Annotated in this window: 9 protein-coding genes; 5 read left to right on the top strand and 4 right to left on the bottom strand. The window is 69.8% G+C overall.

Annotated features, from left to right (window positions below; all coding sequences use genetic code 11):
* Positions 1–18 precede the first annotated feature (18 nt).
* The 3 genes from M2282_RS17385 to M2282_RS17375 form a co-directional block, all read right to left on the bottom strand.
* Positions 19–9,270 carry an autotransporter-associated beta strand repeat-containing protein gene (locus M2282_RS17385; RefSeq protein ID WP_280810025.1) on the bottom strand — a complete coding sequence of 3,084 codons (9,252 nt, stop codon included), beginning with the start codon at positions 9,268–9,270 and terminating at the stop codon, positions 19–21.
* Between the two features lie 310 nt (positions 9,271–9,580).
* Positions 9,581–10,324: a response regulator transcription factor gene (locus M2282_RS17380; protein WP_280810024.1), complete on the bottom strand. Its 744-nt coding sequence runs from the start codon at positions 10,322–10,324 to the stop codon at positions 9,581–9,583.
* Entirely contained in the window at positions 10,321–12,519 is a 2,199-nt protein-coding gene (locus M2282_RS17375; protein WP_280810023.1) for a sensor histidine kinase, read from the bottom strand. Before M2282_RS17375 ends, M2282_RS17380 begins: the two co-directional genes overlap by 4 nt.
* A gap of 124 nt (positions 12,520–12,643) precedes the next feature.
* On the opposite strand from M2282_RS17375, the gene M2282_RS17370 reads away from it, so the two are divergent.
* The 5 genes from M2282_RS17370 to M2282_RS17350 all read left to right on the top strand — a co-directional run bounded on the left by M2282_RS17370 (position 12,644) and on the right by M2282_RS17350 (position 17,366).
* Complete coding sequence (locus tag M2282_RS17370; protein WP_280810022.1) at positions 12,644–13,648, top strand: Bug family tripartite tricarboxylate transporter substrate binding protein; 1,005 nt, start codon at positions 12,644–12,646, stop codon at positions 13,646–13,648.
* 185 nt (positions 13,649–13,833) lie between these two features.
* Positions 13,834–14,499: a response regulator gene (locus M2282_RS17365; RefSeq protein WP_176658290.1), complete on the top strand. Its 666-nt coding sequence runs from the start codon at positions 13,834–13,836 to the stop codon at positions 14,497–14,499.
* 4 nt (positions 14,500–14,503) lie between these two features.
* Complete coding sequence (locus M2282_RS17360; RefSeq protein WP_280810021.1) at positions 14,504–15,925, top strand: sensor histidine kinase; 1,422 nt, start codon at positions 14,504–14,506, stop codon at positions 15,923–15,925.
* Between the two features lie 14 nt (positions 15,926–15,939).
* Entirely contained in the window at positions 15,940–16,950 is a 1,011-nt protein-coding gene (locus M2282_RS17355; RefSeq protein WP_280810020.1) for a Bug family tripartite tricarboxylate transporter substrate binding protein, read from the top strand.
* A gap of 11 nt (positions 16,951–16,961) precedes the next feature.
* Complete coding sequence (locus M2282_RS17350) at positions 16,962–17,366, top strand: DUF6194 family protein (RefSeq protein WP_280810019.1); 405 nt, start codon at positions 16,962–16,964, stop codon at positions 17,364–17,366.
* 5 nt (positions 17,367–17,371) lie between these two features.
* Here the strand turns inward: M2282_RS17350 and M2282_RS17345 are convergent, their stop codons facing one another.
* Positions 17,372–18,013, bottom strand: coding sequence for a hypothetical protein (locus M2282_RS17345; RefSeq protein ID WP_280810018.1), 642 nt, complete (start codon positions 18,011–18,013; stop codon positions 17,372–17,374).
* Positions 18,014–18,102 lie beyond the last annotated feature (89 nt).

The raw sequence follows: 18,102 nt of genomic DNA, 5'->3' as shown, positions 1-18,102 counted from the left end.
TCCCCCGACGGTTTCAACTCACCACTTCACCCGCACCCCCGCCGCCGCGTTGATGGAGCTGCCCACGCGCGCATCGCCGCCCGCGGCCCACTGCTTGCCGAGCTCGCCGTAGATGCTCGTGCGCTGGCTCACCGACAACGTGAAGCCCGCCGCCAGCTCGGTGCTGGTGCCGCCGATCGGCGCCCCCACCGGCGTGATGGCCGCGGCGTTCACGAAGCGCGCGACATCGTTGCCCTTTGAACTGCGGTAGACGTTCACACGCGCATACGGCTGCAGCGTGCCCGCGCCGGTCGCAAAGCTGCCCTTGATGCGCACGCCCGCTCGGCCGATCCAGCCGCTGTCGGCGTCCTGCTGCACGAGCGCGCCCGGGATGGACACGTCGTCCAGCCGCAGCCGCTGGTGGATCAGCTGCAGTTGCGGCTCCACCGACCAGCCGCTCGCGCCGATCGCGAAGGCCTTGCCCACCTCGATCGAGGCCAGCAGGCTGTTGCCCTTGCCCGAGACGCCCGCGCTCAACAGCGGCTGCACCGTGTAGCGGTGGCGGCCGGCCTGCAGCACCGCGTCGGCATAGAAGCCGTCTTCGATGGCATAGGTGCCATACAGGCCCAGGTACTGGCTGCGCAAGTCGTTGCGGCCCGTTGCGTTGTTCAACAGCCCGCCGGCGAAGCCGCTGACGCGGGTGTCGCCATCGAGCTGGCCCACATAGATGCCGGCGCGCCAGTCCGACGTGGCCAGCAGGTCGGTGCCGGCCTGCAGCCCGGTCACGCGGCCCTCGCTGTGCGGCGAGACGGTGCCGCCCTGGCGGATGTCCATGTCGGTGGAGATCAGCCGGCCCCAGGCGCGGCGGTTGTTGCCGTCGGTGCCCGGCGTTGCGCCCGCGCTGCCGCGCACATCGTCGTCGCCGATGCGCTGGCTGCGGCTTGCGAGCATGCCCAGGTTGCCCTGGCGCAACTGGTTCGGCAGCGCCGCGAACAACGAGGCCTCGGCGCGGTAGGTCGGCAGCCCGGCGCCTGGCGTGCCCGGCGAGGTGCCCGGTGTGCCCGGCCCGGCCTCGGTGCGCAGGTACCAGTTCTCTCCGCCGCCGCTCGCATCGCCCGCGTGCAGCCGGTACTCGAAGGCACCGGCGTCGATATGGCCGCCCGAGAGCGCGAAGGCGTCCTTCGTGGTTTGCGCCGTCGTGGTCGCGCCGTTGCGCGCGCTGATCACCTCGATGCCGTTGCCCGTGGTGCGCGCGCCCAGGCCGCCCAGGTTGGTGATCTGCACGCTGGTCTTGCCGCTGGCCGCGCCGCCGCTGATCACCAGCCGGTCCGATGGTCCCGCACCGCTGTTGAGCACAGTGGCCAGCTTCAGCACGCCGTTGTTGCCGGCGTAGTTGCCGTTGACCGTCAGCGTGGTGCCGGCCGTGGCGCCGGCCAGCGCCACGGTACCGCTGTTGCTCAGGCCCGCCACTGTCTGGCTGAAGCCCGCGAGATCCAGCGTGGCGCCGCTGGCCACCACGGCGCTGGAGGCCGCGCTGAAGGCGTTGGCCGCGCCGGCCTTGAGCGTGCCTGCGGCGACGCGGGTCTCGCCGCTGTAGCTGGCCGTGCCCGCGAGCGTGAGCGTGCCCGCGCCGACCTTGACCAGCGAGCCGCCGGTGCCGGTGATGGCGCCCGAGATCGCGGTGCTGTCGCCGATGGCGCCAGTGGTGAGCGTTTTTGCGCCGAGCACCACGTCGCCCGCGCCGCCGAGCGAGCCGATGCTCGCGCCGGTGGTGGCCAGGTCGATGCGCACCTGGCCGCCGGCCGCGTTGGTCACGCTGGCGCTCGCGGCGTTCGCGCCGTCCTGCAGCCGCAGCGTGCCCTGGTTGACGATGGCGAGCTTGCCTGCATCGGCCTTGCCGCCGAACTGCAGCGCCGCGCCCGAGGCGATGCTTACCGCGCCCGTGCCCAATGCGCCGCTGGTGTCCGTGGCCAGCGTGCCCGCATCCACCAGCGTGCCCCCGCTGTAGCTGTTGGCGCTCGCCAGCGTCAGGGTGCCAGCGCCGATCTTGCGCAGCTTGCCGGTACCGCTCATCGCGCCGGCGTAGGTGCCGGCCGTCTTGTCCTGGTCGAAGGCGACCTCGGCGTTGTTGACGATGTTGCCCTGCAGGCTGGTGACGCTGCCCTGCAGCACGCCGCCCTTGACGGTGGTGCCGCCGGTGTAGCTGTTGGCGCCGCCCAGGATCAGCCGGCCCGCGTCCTCCTTCGAGATGCCGCCCGCGCCCGAGAGCGCGACGTTGAGGGTCGCAGTCATGGCCGCGCCCGCGGACGTGCCGTCGCCCACGCGGATCACGGAGTTGGCGTTGTCCAGCGTGATGCCGTCGCCCTGCACCACGTAGCCGTCGGTGGCGAACTGGGCACCGGCGATGCGTACCGCGCCGCCGCCCCCATCCACCGTGACGGTGCCGGCCTTGCCGCCGAACACGGCGAACTGGCTCTGCGCCCAGTTGGCGTTGAGCTTGCCGTCCATGTCGGTCCAGCCATCGCCCGGACTGCCCACGCGCCATGTGCCGCTGCCGCCGGCCACCTGGCCGTCGTTGTACTTCGTGCTGTCGCCGCCATCCCAGAAGTTGAGGGACAGGCCGGCGCGGTTGACCAGGTTGACCTGGTTCGCGACCGAGGTCTGCACCTGGAGGTCGGCCAGCTTGGTGGGCGCGGGCACGGTGCCGATGTCCAGCCCGTTGTCGGTGAGCGTGCCGCCGTAGCTCATGAGCCGGTACAGGCCCGGTCCGAAGCTGCCGCCGGCAGACTGCGCGATGTTCAGCGTGCCGTCCAGCTGCAGGTCGCCCGTGACGTTGATCAGGTCATTGAGCGCGCCACCCGGCACGCCGGCCTGGCCGAGCTCGTAGTTCAGTACGGAGCCGCCCGCCAGCGTGAGCGTGCCGACCGTCAGCGTGCCCGGGCTGTTGCCCGCGGCGAGGATGCCGCCCTTGCCGATGGTGACCGCGCCCGCGATGCTGCCGCTGCCCGCGAGCGTCGCGCCCGACTGCACCTGCACCGCGCCCGTTCCGGTGCCGCTGCCGCTCGTGTTGTTCACGCGGAGCGTGCCGGCCGCCACCGTGGTGCCGCCGGTGTAGGTGTTGGCGCCCGTCAGCACGAGCGTGCCGCCGCCGACCTTGACGACAGAGCCGCCGGTGCCGCTGACGGTGCCCGACAGCGTGCTGTCGCCGCCGCTGGCGCCGAGCGTGAGTGCCTTGGCGCCGAGCACGACCTCGCCCGCGCCGCTGAGCGCGCCGAAGCTCACCCCGCCGGTGGCTTGGTCGATGCGCAGCTGCGCCCCGGCCTGGTTGATCACCGTGGCCTTGCCGGCCGTGGCGTCGCCCACGAAGGCCAGCACGCCGCCCGCGGCGTTGGTGATGGTCGAGGTGCCGGCGTTCGCCTTGTCCTGGAAGCGCACCGTGCCCTGGTTGCCGATGGCGGTGGTGCCTGCGTCGAAGCTGCCGCCCAGTTGCAGCGTGGCGCTCGCGGCCACGTTCGCTGCGCCGCTGCCGAGCGCGCCGGTCACGTCGGTGGCCAGCGTGCCCGCATCCACGAAAGTGCCGCCCGCATGGGTGTTGGCGCTGCCCAGCACCAGCGTGCCACTGCCGATCTTTCGCAGCCGGCCGCTGCCGCTCATGGTGCCCGCGTAGGTGCCGGTGGTCTTGTCCTGGTCGAAGGCGACCTCGGCGTCGTTGACGATGTCGCCCTGCAGGCTCGTCGCGCTGCCCTGCAGCACACCGGCCTTCACCGTGGTGCCGCCGGTGTAGCTGTTGGCGCCGCCGAGGATCAGCCGGCCCACGTCTTCCTTGACCAGCCCGCCCGTTCCGGTGAGCGCGACGTTCAGGGTCGCACTGCGCGTGGCATCGGTGCCCGAGCCGTCGCCCACGCGCACCACCGTGCCCGAGGCGCCGAGTTCGATCGCGTCGCCCTGCACCACGTAGCCGTCGGCCGCGAACTGCGCGCCGGTGATGCGCACGGTGCCGCCCGCGTTGTCGACCGTGACGGCGCCGCCCGTGCCGCCGAACACTGCGAACTGGTCCTGCGCCCAGGCCGCGTTGATCTTGCCGTCGGCGCCGGTCCAGCCGTCGCCCGGCACGCCCACGCGCCAGGTGCCCGAGCCGCCGGCGATGTTGCCGTCGTTGTATTTGCCTGCATTGCCGCCATCCCAAAAGTTCAGCGAGAGCCCCGAACGGTTGACCAGGTTGACCTGCTGCGCAACCGAGGTCTGCACCTGCAGGTTCTTCGCGGCCGTGGGCGCGCTGCCGATCTCCAGGCCGTTGTCGGTGAGCGTGCCGGTGTAGTCGATCAGGCGGTAGATGCCCGCGCCGAACGCGCCGCCCTTGGACTGCGCCACGTTGAGCGTGCCGTCCAGCTGCAGGTTGCCGTTGACCTGGACCCGGTCGTTGAGCGGACCGCCGGCCGTGTTGGCCTGGCCCAGGTCGTAGTTGAGCACCGCGCCGTCGGCGAGGCTGAGGCTGCCGAGCGTGAGCGTGCCGACGCCGCCGTTGCCCGCCGACAGCACGCCGCCCTTGGCAATGCCGACCGCGCCCGCAATGCTGCCGTTGCCCGCGAGCGTCGCGCCGCCCTGTACCTGCACCGCACCCGTGCCGGTCGCGCTGCCGCCGGCGTTGTTCACGCTCAGCGTGCCGGCCGCCACCGTGGTGCCGCCGGTGTAGCTGTTGGCGCCGTTCAAGGTGAGCGTGCCGGCGCCGACCTTGACGATGGAGCCGCCCGTGCCCGAACCCGGCTGCCCGAAGACGCTGCCCTTGTCGCTGACGGTGCCGGAGATCGTGTCGCTGGCGCCCAGGCCGCCGAGCGTGAGCCGCGTGGCCCCCAGCACGACGCCGCCCGCGCCCGAGAGCGAACCCAGCGCGACGCCGGTCTTGGCCGTCGAACCCGAGACATCGACCACGCCGCCCGCGGCATTGCCGACCGTTGCCTGCGCGCCCGTCGAATCGTCGGCGAAGCGCACCACGCCGCCAGCGAGATTGGTGATCTGCGCGCTGCCCGCCGAGGCGTTCTGGCTGAAGGCCAGCAGGCTCTTGTCGCCGTTGCTGATCGTCGCGGTGCCGGCGCTCGCGTTTCCGAGGATGTCGATCGCGCCGCCCTGGTTGGCGATGGTGGACGTGCCCGCGCTGGCGTCGCCGCTGAACTGCAGCGCGTTCGAGCCCGAGGTCGCCCAGCCCGTGCCGTTGAGCGTGATCTTCGCGGCACCGGCAGTGGCGCTCTGCGAGAAGGACAGCGTGTTGCCGCTGTCGGTGCTCGCGGCGCGGCCCACGGTGTATTCGTTGCTGCCGGCGCTCGCCGTGCCGAGCAAGGAGAGCACCGTGCCGTCGCCCTGCTGCTGCACCGCGCCGCTGCCCAGCACGCCGCTCGCGGTGGTGGTGATGCTCGCGCCGTCCTTCAGCACCGTGCCGCCGCTGTAGCTGTTGGCCGCCACAAGGCCGAACGTGCCGCCCTTGCCGGTGACGGTGAGCAGGCCGTTGCCGGTGATGGGGCCGCCCACGCCGTACAGGCTGTTCGACAGATCGATGGTGCCGCCGCCTGCGCCGAGCCCCAGCGCACGCGCGCTGAAGAACGGCGCGGAGCCCGCGGCGATGCGCAAGGTGCCGCCGTCCAGCGCCAGGCCGGTGCCGAACGCGCCGAGGTTGGCATCGCTCGAGATCTGCAGGACGCCGCCCTTGACCGTCGTGCCGCCCGCATAGCCGTTGCTGCCGGTCAGCACCAGCGTGCCGCCATCGTCCTTGACCAGCCCGCCCGTGCCGCCGATCGCGGCATTGATGGTCGCGGTCATGCCCGCGCTCGCGGCGGTGCCGTCGCCCACGCGCACCACGGTGTTCGCCGCATTGATCGTGAGCGGATCGCCGTTGACCACGTAGCCGTCGACCGCGAACTGCGTGCCGCCGATGCGCACCGGGCCGCTCGCGGTCTTGTTGTCCACGGTGACGGTGCCCGCCGTGCCGCTGAAGATCGCAACGCCGTCCTGCTGCCAGCCCGCGTTGAGCTTGCCGTCGACGCCGGTCCAGCTGGCCGTCGAGCCACCCGCGCGCCAGATGCCGCTGCCGCCTGCGATCTTGCCGTCGTTGAAGTTGGCGGCATCGCCGCCGTCCCACAGGTTGAGCGGTGCGCCGTCGGTGTTCACCAAGTTGACCTGGTTGGCGACGCTGGTCTGCACCTGCAGGTTCTTCGCATCCGTGGGCGCACTGCCGATGTTCAGGCCGTTGTCGGTCAGCGTGCCGGTGTAGTTGATGAGACGGTACAGCCCCGCACCGAACTTGCCGCCGGCGGTCTCGCTTACGTTGAGCGTGCCATCCAGTTGCAGGTTGCCGTTGACGTTGATCAGGTCGTTGAACGTGCCGCCCGCCACACCCGCCTCGCCGAGCTCGTAGCTCAGGACGGAGTCGGCGGCGAGGTTCAGGCCGCCGACGGTCAGCGTGCCCGCGCCGCCGTTGCCCGGCATCAGCAGGCCCGAGCCCACGCTCACCGTGCCCGCGATGCTGCCGTTGCCGGTGAGCGCGCCGCCCGCCTGCACCTGCACGGCGCCACTGCCGGTGGCGCTGCCGGCCGTGTTGAAGACCCCAAGCGTGGTGCCCGAGACAGTCGTGCCGCCGCTGTAGGTGTTGGCGCCGGCCAGCACCACCGCACCCGGGCCGCTGAGCGCGAGCGCGCCGCCGCCGTCGATCGTGCCGATCAGCGCGAGCGGATTCGTGCCATCCACGTTGAGCGTCGTGCCGGCGCCCAATGTCACGGCGTTGCCCAGCAGGGTACCCGGCACGTTGGCGCGCAGGTTCGCGTTGCCGGTCACTGCGAGTGCGCCTTGGCCCAGCGCGTGGTTGTCGCCGACGTTCAGCGTGCCGCTCTTGAGCGTGGTTCCACCGGTCCAGGTGTTGCCATTGGCCAGCGTCAGCGTGCCGCTGCCGCTGTACGAGAGGGGGCCGGTGCCCGAAATGATCCCGCCGAGCCCGATGTCGTTCGCGCCGCCGATGTCCAGGCCTGCGTTGAGCACCACCCTGTTGCTCAGGTTCACGTTCGCGTTCGCATCGAGCGCGGCGTTGCCGCTCACCGTCAGCGTATTCAGGCCCAGTGAGGTGTTGGTGCCCACGCGCAGCGCACCGCTCTGCAGGTCCACGCCGCCCGAGAAGGTGTTGGCACCGCCCAGCGTGAGGCGGCCCGCGCCGGTCTTCCTGAGGAAGCCCAGGCCGGTGAGGGTGCCGTTGAGCGCGAGGTCGTTGCTGCCGCCGACGCCGAGCGTGGCGTTGAGGCGGAAGTCGTTGGCCAGGCTCACCGACTTGTTCGACGCGAGCGAACTCGCGCCGCTGACCGTGACGCCGCTGCTGCCGAGCGCGGCGTCGTTGCCCACGGTGAGCGCGCCGCCGCCGATGTTGAAGCCACCGGTGAAGGTGTTCGCGCCGTTCAGCGTGAGGCCCGGCGCACCGGCCAGGCTGATGCCGCCCGCGCCGCTGATCACGCCGTTGAGCGTGAGCGCACCGCCGCTGCCGCCCGCGCCGAAGTTCAGCGTGTCGTTGAGCACCACGTTGTTGGCGAGCGCCACGCCGGCCGCGCCGGTCAGCACGGAGGCGCCGTTGATGGTGAGGTCGCCGGTGCCGAGCGCCGTGTTGCTGCCCACGTCCAGCCTGCCGCCGCCCAGCGTCGTGCCGCCGCCATAGGTGTTGCTGGCGGCCAGTGCTAGGTTGCTGCCGTTCACCGTCAGGCTGCCAGCCCCCGAGATGAGATTGCCGAAGGTCAGCGTGCCCGTCCCGTCGAGCGTCAGCGCGCCGTTGAGCTGCACCTGGTTGTTGAGCGTGCCGGTGAAGGTGGTGTAGAGATCGACATTGCCGCCGACCAGGAACAGGCCCGAGCCGAGCGCACTCGCGTTGCCCAGCGCCACGCCGCCGCCGTTGAGCGCGAAACCGCCGCTGAAGTTGTTGATGCCGTTCAGCGTGAGCGTGCCGGTGCCGCTCTTGATGAGGCCGCCGCCACCGCTGACGGTGCCGCCCAGCGTGAAGCTGTTGTCGCCCTGCACGATCAGGCCGCTGAGGAGGCTCACGTTCTGGGCCAGCGTGAGGCCGTTCACCGCGGCCTGCATCGCGCCGCCGTCGCCCGTCAGCGTGCCGGCACCGAAGGCACCCGCGTTGTCGAAGATCGCGACGCCGCCGTTGAGCCGGGCGCTGCCGCTGACCACCGCGCCGCCGAGGGTCCAGGTGCCGCTGTCGACCTGGAGGTTTTCGAAGTTCAAGTACTGCGCGGCCTTGATCTCCCCCGTGCCGGTAGTGCCCGAACCGGGACCGCTCACCTTGTTGCGCAGCACCAGCATGTCGGTGCCGCCGAGGCCCGCATCGACCGTGCCGCCAGCCGCGAAGTTCAGGCTGCCGCCCGACGGCGTCGCCACCGCGATGGCCGGGGCCGATCCGCCGGTGATGCTCGAACCTGTGACCGCGAAGAAGGTGTCGTCGCGCTCCCCGGTGCCGAGCGAAACGCTGCCGTCGATCGTGCCCGCGTTGGTGAAGGTGTGGCCGCCGCTGGCCGCGCTCTCGAACGCGATGCGGCCGGTGATCGTGCCGGTGTCCGTGTTCACCATGTTGACCTGGCCGCCGCCATAGACGGCGACCACGGCCGCATCGGCCGCGGCCAGCGTCGCGCCGAGGATGGCCCCCGTCGTTATCGTTCCCGTATTGGTGATCGTCGTGATGCCATTGGTGATCACCGTGGTGCCGTTGATGCCGTTGCGCACCGTGAGCGCCAGGCCGTCCAGGCCGACCGACGTCTGCCTGGTGCCGCCTATCGTCGCGTTGTTGACGACGATGATCGTGCTGCCCTCGGTGGCGTTGCCCATCACGACGCCCGTGGACAGCTTCGTGGTGTTGCTGCCGAACAGCAGCGGGTCGATCCGGCCGTTGTTCGTGAGCCTGACGCTGAAACCCGTCAGCGACACTGCGCTTCCACTTAAGCCCTGCAACACGCCGAGGGTTGCCCCGGGGTTCAGCACCATCTGCAGGTTGTTGGCGCCGTTCGCATAGCCCGGCGCCAGCGGGTTGGCGGCGCCGCTGCAGGTCACGTCGGCGAGAAAAATCGTGCACACCGCCTGCGCTGGAAAGAAGCTGGTCGCGAAAAATGCGAGCGGCGCCAGCATGCCGACCTTCGTGAGCCCCACGAGACGTGCCGTGCGGCCCGCGCGCCGGCCGGTGCTGCGCTTGCCCCGCGCGCGCGTCGTTTCCGAGACGGCCACCCATGCGCCGATCGCGGCGTTCCAGACGGTCTTGTAGGCGGTATTCATGGACGGTTCTCCTCCTCCGTAGGCAGCGCGCAAAAAGCGCTGCAACAAAAAGCCAATTCAGCCGAGGACCATGGGTCGATGGCTGTCGTACTGCTGTTCATGGGGGTCTCCTCCCGTCATGCAATCGCGCGCGGCGCATGGCATGTGCGGCATCACTGCGTTGCCGCTTCGAGCGAAATTCTCAAGCTCCACCCTCTGATTTGCACCTTACTTTTTCTTGCAAAAAGAGCCCGCAGTCACCTACGGAAAACCGTGGTTCTGCCGATGGAAAAGAGGCTTGATGGACGCGTGGCGCCACGCGTTCCGGCGCTCAACGCTCGATGCGCACGGTCCCCTGGAAGCTGTAGCCCTCGCCGCGCACCGCGACGATCGGCAGCTTCTCGCCACTGGCCTGCTCGGCCTTGCGACGCAGCCGCGAGACCGTGACATCGAGGTTGCGCTCGTAGGCCTCCAGGCCCGGGCGCCCCATTGCCGCAAGCAGCGTGGCCCGGTCCACCACTTCGCGCGGCCGCTCGATCAGGCACTGGAGCAGTCGCGCTTCCGCGCTGGACAACTGCACGCGCTGGCCGGCCGGCGACAGCAGCAGCCACGTCGTGCCGTGATAGCGCCAGGGCAGCTGCGCTGCGGGTTCGTCGACCGCATGGGCAGCGGGTTCGCGCGCGCCTTGCCCGTGCCCTTGTGTTTCGTGGCTGCGCTGCAGCAGGTTGTGCAGCACCATCTCGAGTTCGCGCAGGTTCACCGGCTTGACGAGGTAGTAGTCGGCGCCGAGGCCAAGGCCGTGCAGGCGATCGTTCGCCATGCCGCGCGCGGTCAGCATCACGATGCGCATGGCGCTGCGCGATCGCAGGCGCGCCAGCACGCTGAATCCGTCTTCGCCCGGCAGGTTGACATCGCACACCACGGCATCGAAGTCCTGTCGCAGCATTTCGGCGTCGAGCCCCTCGGCGCTCTCCAGTCCGCGGGCCAGCATGCCGACGCCGCGCAGGTAGCGCAGCAGCGTGTCGCGCAGGTCGTCGTCGTCCTCGATGACCAGCACACGGCTCTGGGCGCTCATCCGTAGCCTCCCCGGCCAGGCGCTGCCACGTGATTCGCGCCCCGGGCCTCCAACCCCTCGGCACTTCCAAGAAGAGGCAGGGTCAGTGTCAGCACGGCGCCCTCGCGGGCTCCGTTGGAGGCAGCCACGCTTCCCCCATGAACCGTGGCGATGCGGTGCACCATGTGCAGGCCCAGCCCGATGCCCGGAATGCGCCGGGTGCCGGCCGCGCGATAGAAGCGCTCGAAGACATGCGACAGGTCATGCGGCATGAAGCCCGGGCCTTCGTCGCACACCTGGATGCACACGTCCGGCACCGTGTCGACGGGCGGAAGGCCATCGGCGCGGCTGCGCCGGATTCCGGCCCTGACCAGAACCGGCGAATGTGGCGGCGCATATTTGATGGCGTTGGTCAGGAGGTTGTCCATGGCGATGTGCAACAGCGTCTCATCGGCGAGCACTGGCAATTCGGGCGCATCGAGACGCAGCGAAATGCGCCCGCCGGCGACACCCTCGTTGTGTTCCTCGATCTTCTCGCGCAGGAACCCCGCGAGCTCGATCGGAACCAGGCACAGGTTTTCGCTGGACGCATCGAGCCATTCATCGGCCAGCAGGGTGTCCACCAGATCGCGCATGCGAAGGACGGTGCGGCTGATCTTCTCCGCCTCCTTCTTGACCTCTTCGCGGACCAGGCCGAGCCGGTCGTCCGCGAGGATCTGCGCCGCGCCGCCGATCGTGCCGAGCGGCGTGCGGAACTCGTGCGACACCATGGCCAGCAGGCCGCGCTGCTCGCGCAGTGCCAGGGCCAGTTGGTCGTGCGTGCGCTGGTGCTCCGCGATCTCCTGGCGCAGATCGAGGGTGCGCTCGTTCACGCGCTGTGCCAGCCGCGCGCGATGCCGGCGGGACAGCGCAATCGCCCGCCGCTCCCGATGGCGCACACGCCAGCCCAGCGCGAAGAAGAAAGCCAGGATGTGGAGGATGCTGCCGAGCGCATAGCTGGACTGGGTGGCCTGCGTGTAGGGCAGCCACTGCAGGTTCTTGGCGAAGTGCACCGCGCCCATCATGAGGTAGGCGACATAGCCGACCAACCCCGGCCAGACAGGGATGTTCCGGCGCAGCGCAACGACGCACATCGGCACGATACAGGCCGCAAAGAGCAGCCACAGCAGGTTCAGCGGTCGCGCGACGTGCCGGTACCCGCCAGCCAGGGCGATCGCGCAGGCCGCGAAGCAGACGATCGTCATCACCTGGAACACGTGGTTCATGCGCGGGAACTGCCGTTCCATGTCCAGCAGCACCCTGGCGAATCCGAACGCGGCGGCCGTGTGCAGGCAGACCGAGAAGTTGTGCAGGCGAACGGCAGCCAGGGGATTGTTCTGCAGCCACAGGGACGCCGGCAGGCCCTCCGAGCTCGCGAACACCATGGCGAGCGTGAGGAGGTAGCCGGCGTAGGCGATGAACCGGCGGTCGGGCAGCGCGATGCCCATCATCAAGCTGACCACCGCCATCAGAAGCGCCATGCCGACGACGGCCGCATCGGCGAAATCGAGCCGCTGCTGAACCTCGGCCAGCTCTCGCAGCGGCGAGACACCGCCGGCAAGGCTCAGCGTACGGTCACCCGCCAGGCGCACCCAGACCCAGCGCGGCTGCGCATCGGGCAAGTCGGGCAGGCGCACCGCCGGAATCGACCAGGGCAACTCGCGCTTGGCGCCGGCCCGCATGCCGCCGAGCGCCCGGTGCGTGAACCCACCGCTCGCGCCGCCTTCGGCATCGGGCCACCACACGTCGATGTAGTCGACATACGGCGCATTCAGTCGCAACCACCAGCCGCCCTCGAGCGGATGAGCGATCTGCTCGGGCGAAGCCTCGATCTGGAAGCGCACCCACCATGCGCCGCGGTCGTAGCCGCCGTTGAAGGTGCCCTCAAGCGTCTTGAATTGCTGTTCGTAAGGCGGTGACGCCACCTGTTCGCGCGTCAGCAGGCCGGTGGTGTCGCGCAAGACCTGCGAGCGTCCGTCGAGGTTGCGCTCGAAGATGCTCAATCGCGCATCGAGCCGGAGCGGCTCCACCTGCGCATGGCTCGGCATGGCCAGGCACGCCAGCAGGAACAAGGCGAGCCGCAACCCGAAATTCGTCAAGCAGGGCGCAATGAACAAAGTTGCCGTCCGAGTCCTCGAAAGTGCCATCGCTGCGCCGACCCCGTCGCCGCTTCGCACCGGATTCTGGGGTGCGGCTGCGGAGTTTGCACCTTACTTTTTCTTTCATGCAGCATTGACAGCATTCCGACAGCCACGACCGGGCACCATGCGGTCTTCCCTAAAAAGACCACGGAGACGCCCCATGCACACCAAGCCTTTTTCCCTGTCCCCCAGCCGCCGCCAGTGGCTGCAATCGGGCGGCGCCCTCGCCCTCGGCGGCCTGTTGCCGGGCCTTGCCTCCGCCCAATCCGCCTGGCCCAGCAAATCGGTACGCTTCGTCGTGCCCTTCGCACCCGGCGGCAGTTCCGAGATCGTCGCGCGCTCCACTGCCGCCGAACTCTCGCGCACGCTGGGCCAGAGCGTCTTCGTCGACAACAAGCCCGGCGCGGCCGGCAACATCGCAATGAGCGAAGTGGCGCGCAGCACCGACCAGCACACGCTCATCCTCGGCCACATCGGCACGCTGGCCGTGAACCCGTACATCTTCGCCAAGCTGCCCTACGACCCGAACAAGGACTTCAAGCCCGTGAGCCTGCTGGCCAAGGTGCCGAGCCTGTACGTGGTGCACCCCGACGTGCCGGCGAAGAACCTCAAGGAATTCATCGCGTACGCCAAGTCGAAGCCCGGCAAGCTGAGCTACGGCTCGGCCGGCAACGGCAGCGCGGGCCACCTCGCCTTCGAGTACCTGAAGATGACGGCCGACGTGTTCATGCTGCACGTGCCCTACCGCGGCACCGGCCCGATGGTGACCGACCTGCTCTCGGGCCGGCTCGACGCATCGGCCATCGGCGCGGCGGCGATCATTCCTTTCATCAAGGCCGGCAAGGTGCGCTGCATCGCGACCGGCTCGGCCAAGCGCCTGGCGCAATTGCCCGATGTACCGACCGTGGCCGAGCAAGGCTTCCCGGGTTTCGAGATGACGCAGTGGTACGGCATGCTCGCGCCGGCCAACATCGAGCCCGCGAACCTGGCCAAGCTCTCGGCCGAGACGATGAAGGCAGTGAAGTCGCCCGATTCGATGCAGCGGCTCACGGCCGATGCGGCCGAGGCCATTGGCGGCACGCCGGAGCAGTTCGCGCAGTTCATCGCGGCCGAGCAGGCCCGCTGGCAGAAGGTGATCGCCCGGGCAAACATCAAGCCGGACTGAGCGGTGGGCCCGGTACGCCGCCCCGGAGATTTCGAAACATGACGAAAGCGATGGATTCGCGCCGAGGGCAAGGCGCAAACCGCAGCGATACCCGTAGGTATCGCGAGGATTTGCAACGCCGCCGTCGGTGCGAAGACGCGCTTTCGTGTTTCGAAATCTCTGGGGCGGCGTACTAGCATCGCGCCATGCGCATCCTGCTGGCCGAAGACGAACACACCCTGGGCACATGGCTCTGCAAGGCGCTGGAGCATGCGGGCATCCAGGTCGAATGGGTGGACGACGGGCGCCTGGCCGACCGCGCATTGCAGCAGCGCGACCACGATGCACTGGTGCTCGACCTGGGCCTGCCGGGCATGGACGGCCACACGGTGCTGCAGCGGCTGCGCGAACGCGACCAGCGGCTGCCCGCGCTGATCCTCACCGCGCGCGATTCGCTGAACGAGCGCGTGGCCTCGCTCAATGCAGGCGCCGACGACTTTCTCGCCAAGCCCTTTGCGCTGGCCGAGCTCGAGGCGCGGCTGCATGCGCTGGTGCGGCGGGCGCGCGGCGTGGAGCATCCGCGGCTGGCCTGCGGGCCGCTGGTGTACGACGGGGCGCGCCGGCAATTCGTGCTGAACGGCGAGGCGCTTGCGCTTTCGCCGCGCGAGCACGCGGTGCTGCGGGTGCTGGTGCAGCGCAGCGGCGAGCCGCTGTCGAAGCAGCAGATCCTGGAGCGGGTGTTCTCCGACGACGAAGAGGTGCATCCCGAGGCGGTCGAGGTGTTCGTCTATCGCCTGCGCAAGCGGCTCGATGGCACCGGCGTGCGCATCGTCACGCTGCGCGGCCTCGGCTACGTGCTGGAAGCCGACTGAAAAAATGAAGCTCACCGTGCGCAGCCTGAGCGTTCGACTGCGTCGCGCGAGTCTTTGGCAGCGGCTCGCGCTGCTGCTGTTCCCCGCCCTGCTGGTCGTGACCGGCCTCGAGCTTTGGATGACGCGGCACGACGCGCTTGCCGCCGCCAACGCGGCCTACGACCGCTCGCTGCTGGGCGCCCTCAAATCCATCGACGCCAATATCTCGACGGTATCGGGCGGCCTCTCGGTCGAGCTGCCGTACACGATGCTCGAGTTCTTCGAGCTCACCGCGAGCGGCCAGGTGTTTTTTCGCGTGGCGACTTCCGACGGGCTGGTCGAACTCGGCAGCGCCGACTTGCCCGCGCCGCCTGCCGAACTGAAGATGGGCGTGCCGGCCTTCTACGACGCAAGCTATTTCGGCGAGGCGGTGCGGCTCGCGGCCTATCGGCGCGACCTGGACCGCGCGCCGGCCGGCAGCAGCGGGCGCAGCGTGCTGATCCAGGTGGGCGAGAGCACGCGCTCGCGGCAGGAGTTCAGCGCGCGCTTCGTGCGCAGCGCCGCACTGCGCGACGGGCTGGTTCTGGTGATGCTGCTGTGCGGCACCGCCATCGCGCTCGCCGCGGCGCTGCGGCCGTTGTCGCGGCTCGCACGCGAGGTGCAGGCCCGCACGCCCGAGGACCTCACGCGCATCGCCGAGAGCGACCTGCCCGCCGAAGTGCGCCCGCTGGTGAACGCGGTCAACCAGCAGATGTCGCGCACGCAGGACCTGGTGACGCAGCAGCGCCAGTTTCTGGACGATGCCTCGCACCAGTTGCGCACGCACCTGACCACGCTGCAGATGCAGGCCGACTACGCCCGGCGCGAAGAAGACCCGGCGCAGGTGCGCGCCGCGCTCGATGCGCTCGGCACCGAAATAGGCCGCGCAACGCGCAGCGCGCAGCAGCTGCTCGCGCTCGGCCGCAGCGACACGGTGGCGGTCGAGCCTGCCGAGTTCGACCTCGCGGCGCTGCTGCGCGAAGTGGCGGTCGACCTGCTGCCGCTCGCACGTGCGAAGCGCATCGACCTGGGCATCCACGCGCCTGCACCCGAGTTCCTCGCGGTCGCGGACCGGGGGCTGTTGCGCGAAGCCTTGAGCAATCTCGTGACGAACGCCATCACCTACACGCCGGCCGAAGGAACGATCACGCTCTTCGCAGCGGGCGATGCGGCCGGCTGGAGCCTCAACGTGGAGGACGACGGCCCCGGCCTGAGCGACGAAGAGCGCGCCGCACTGGGCCAGCGCTTTCGCCGCGGCGCGCGTGCGGGCAAGGGCGGCTTCGGCCTCGGGCTGGCCATTGCGCGGTCGATCGCGCAGCGCCACCGGGGCGAATTGCGGCTCGAGGCGCGCGAGGCCGGCACGGGGCTGCATGCGATCATCTGGTGGCCCCGGCCGGCGGCCAGCTAGCTGGCACAACCCCAATGCAGATGCCCTCTTCCACCCGCCGCCATGCGCTCTGCGCGCTCTCTGCACTGCTCGTGCCCGGCATCGCCGCGGCGCAGTCCGGCGACCCTTCGCTGGCCGCGGCCGACTGCGTGATCCCCGCGAAGGCCGGCGGCGGCTTCGACCTCACCTGCACGCTCGCGCGCGATGCGCTTCAGGCGGTGCGCCCGTCGCGCCCGCCGCTCGGCCAGCGCTACCTGCCGGGCGGCATCGGCGCGGTTGCGTTCGACCGCATCGCCACCGGCCGCCTTGGCGGTCCGGGCACGCTGGTCGCGTTCTCCAGCGGCTCGCTGCTCAACCTCGCGCAGGGCCGCTTCGGCCCGCATCCCCCTTCTGCGGTGCGCTGGATCGCCACGCTCGGCACCGACTACGGCGTGATCGCCGTGCACCGCGACTCCCCCTACAAGCGCCTGCAGGACCTGGTCGCCGCCCTGCGGCAAGACCCTTCCCGCATGGCCTTCGGTGCAGGCGGCACGGTCGGCAGCCAGGACTGGGTGAAGGCCGCGCTGCTGGTGCGCGCCGCGGGCCGCGACCACAAGGCGATGCGTTTTGTCTCCTTCGAAGGCGGCGGCGATGCGCTGGGCGCGCTGCAGGGCAAGCATGTGGACGTGTTCCCCGGCGATGCGGCCGAGGCGCTGCAGGCCACCGCAGGCGGCGCGGCGGTGCGCATCCTGGCGGTGCTGTCGGAAACACGGCTCGGCGGTGCGCTCACCGGCGTGCCGACCGCGCGCGAACAAGGCGTGGACATCGTCTGGCCCACCGTGCGCGGCCTGTACCTCAGTGCCAACGTGCCGGATGCGGCCGTGCGCGCATGGACCGCCGCATTCGCAGAAGCCGTGGCTGCGCCCGGCTATGCGGCACTGCGCGAGCGGCACAGCCTTTATCCTTTCGCGCTCACCGGCGCCGCGCTCGACGACTACGTGCAGGCCCGCATCAAGACCTACCAGGCCCTCGCGGACGAACTCGGATTGCGCCGCTGGAAACCCTGAAGAACATGCCCATGACCGAAGACGACATCACCCAGCACATCATCGACTCGCTCGGCGGCGGCCATTTCCAGGTGGCCGACGACAACACCTTCTTCTTTCATGGCGCGGACAACAAGTTTCCATTCGCCACCATCGTCACGAAGGACAGCGAGTCCGACAGCGCTTCGAACCTGAACCGCCCCGGCGTCTTTCGCCTCAACGTGGGCGTCGGCAAGGAGACGTTTCGCGCGCTGTTCGGCGAGCAAGAGCCGGTCGGCATCGACTTCGCCGCGCTCGACCGGTTGATGCCACACCCTGTGTACGCAAAGATGTACTGGGTCAGTGTGATCAACCCGGGCGCCAAGACCTTCGAGACCGTGAAGCCACTGATCGCCGAAGCCCGCAGCCTCGCGGCGGCGAGAGACAAGACCAGGTAGCGCGCTCAGGCCGACGGGCGGGACAGCGCGGCCAATTTCTTCTTCGCGCTTTGCAGGAGGCCGACCCTCTCGACGGGCAATTGGGCCTTCGTATCTCCGAGCTTGATGATCTCGAGCGCCGAGGGCTTGGGCATGAGCGGATCGCGCGGCGTGAGGCCGTTGAACCTCGCGTTCGGGATGACGTGCACCTTCAGGTGTCGGTGGATGCTCTTCGAGAGCTTCCGGCAGGCGGCCGTCATGGCCGCTTCGTCGGGCGTCAGCTGGCCGTGCACGACGAGGAGTTCGAGGGTGCCGTCCTTGTCCTCGTTCAGCACGAAGGCGCGCAGCACCGAATCCTTGAACTTGCTGCGCAGCATCGCGCGCACCGGCTCGGCCGCGGCGAACGACTTCAGCGCGATGCTGCGCAGTTCGTCGTGGAAGAGGAACGCGCGGTCGATGGAGACGGTCTCGGCTTCGTCCGCCTTGGGCTTGTGCCGCTTCAGGATGCCGCTGCCGACGAGGTGCTCCAGGGTGCGCGCCACGTCGTCGGGGGCGAGCTTCGTTCGCTGGGCCAGTTCGCTGGAAGAAAAGGGTTGGTCGGGCGCCGCGTAGGCGACCATCAAGAGCTTTTGCACCTCGGGGGCGAAAAGGAAATCTGCGGCACTCATGTTTTCCCGGTTCTCTGCAAGGGGACCGCATTATCGAGACACGGGGGCGATGCGCTCTTGTCCGCGTCGTTTTCGGGACGAATTCCGTC

Origin of the sequence: Variovorax boronicumulans (assembly GCF_029892485.1) — a bacterium.
Taxonomy (GTDB): domain Bacteria; phylum Pseudomonadota; class Gammaproteobacteria; order Burkholderiales; family Burkholderiaceae_C; genus Variovorax; species Variovorax boronicumulans_B.
Note: the sequence above shows the minus strand (reverse complement) of the source record. Positions and strands in the feature narration are given on the sequence as shown.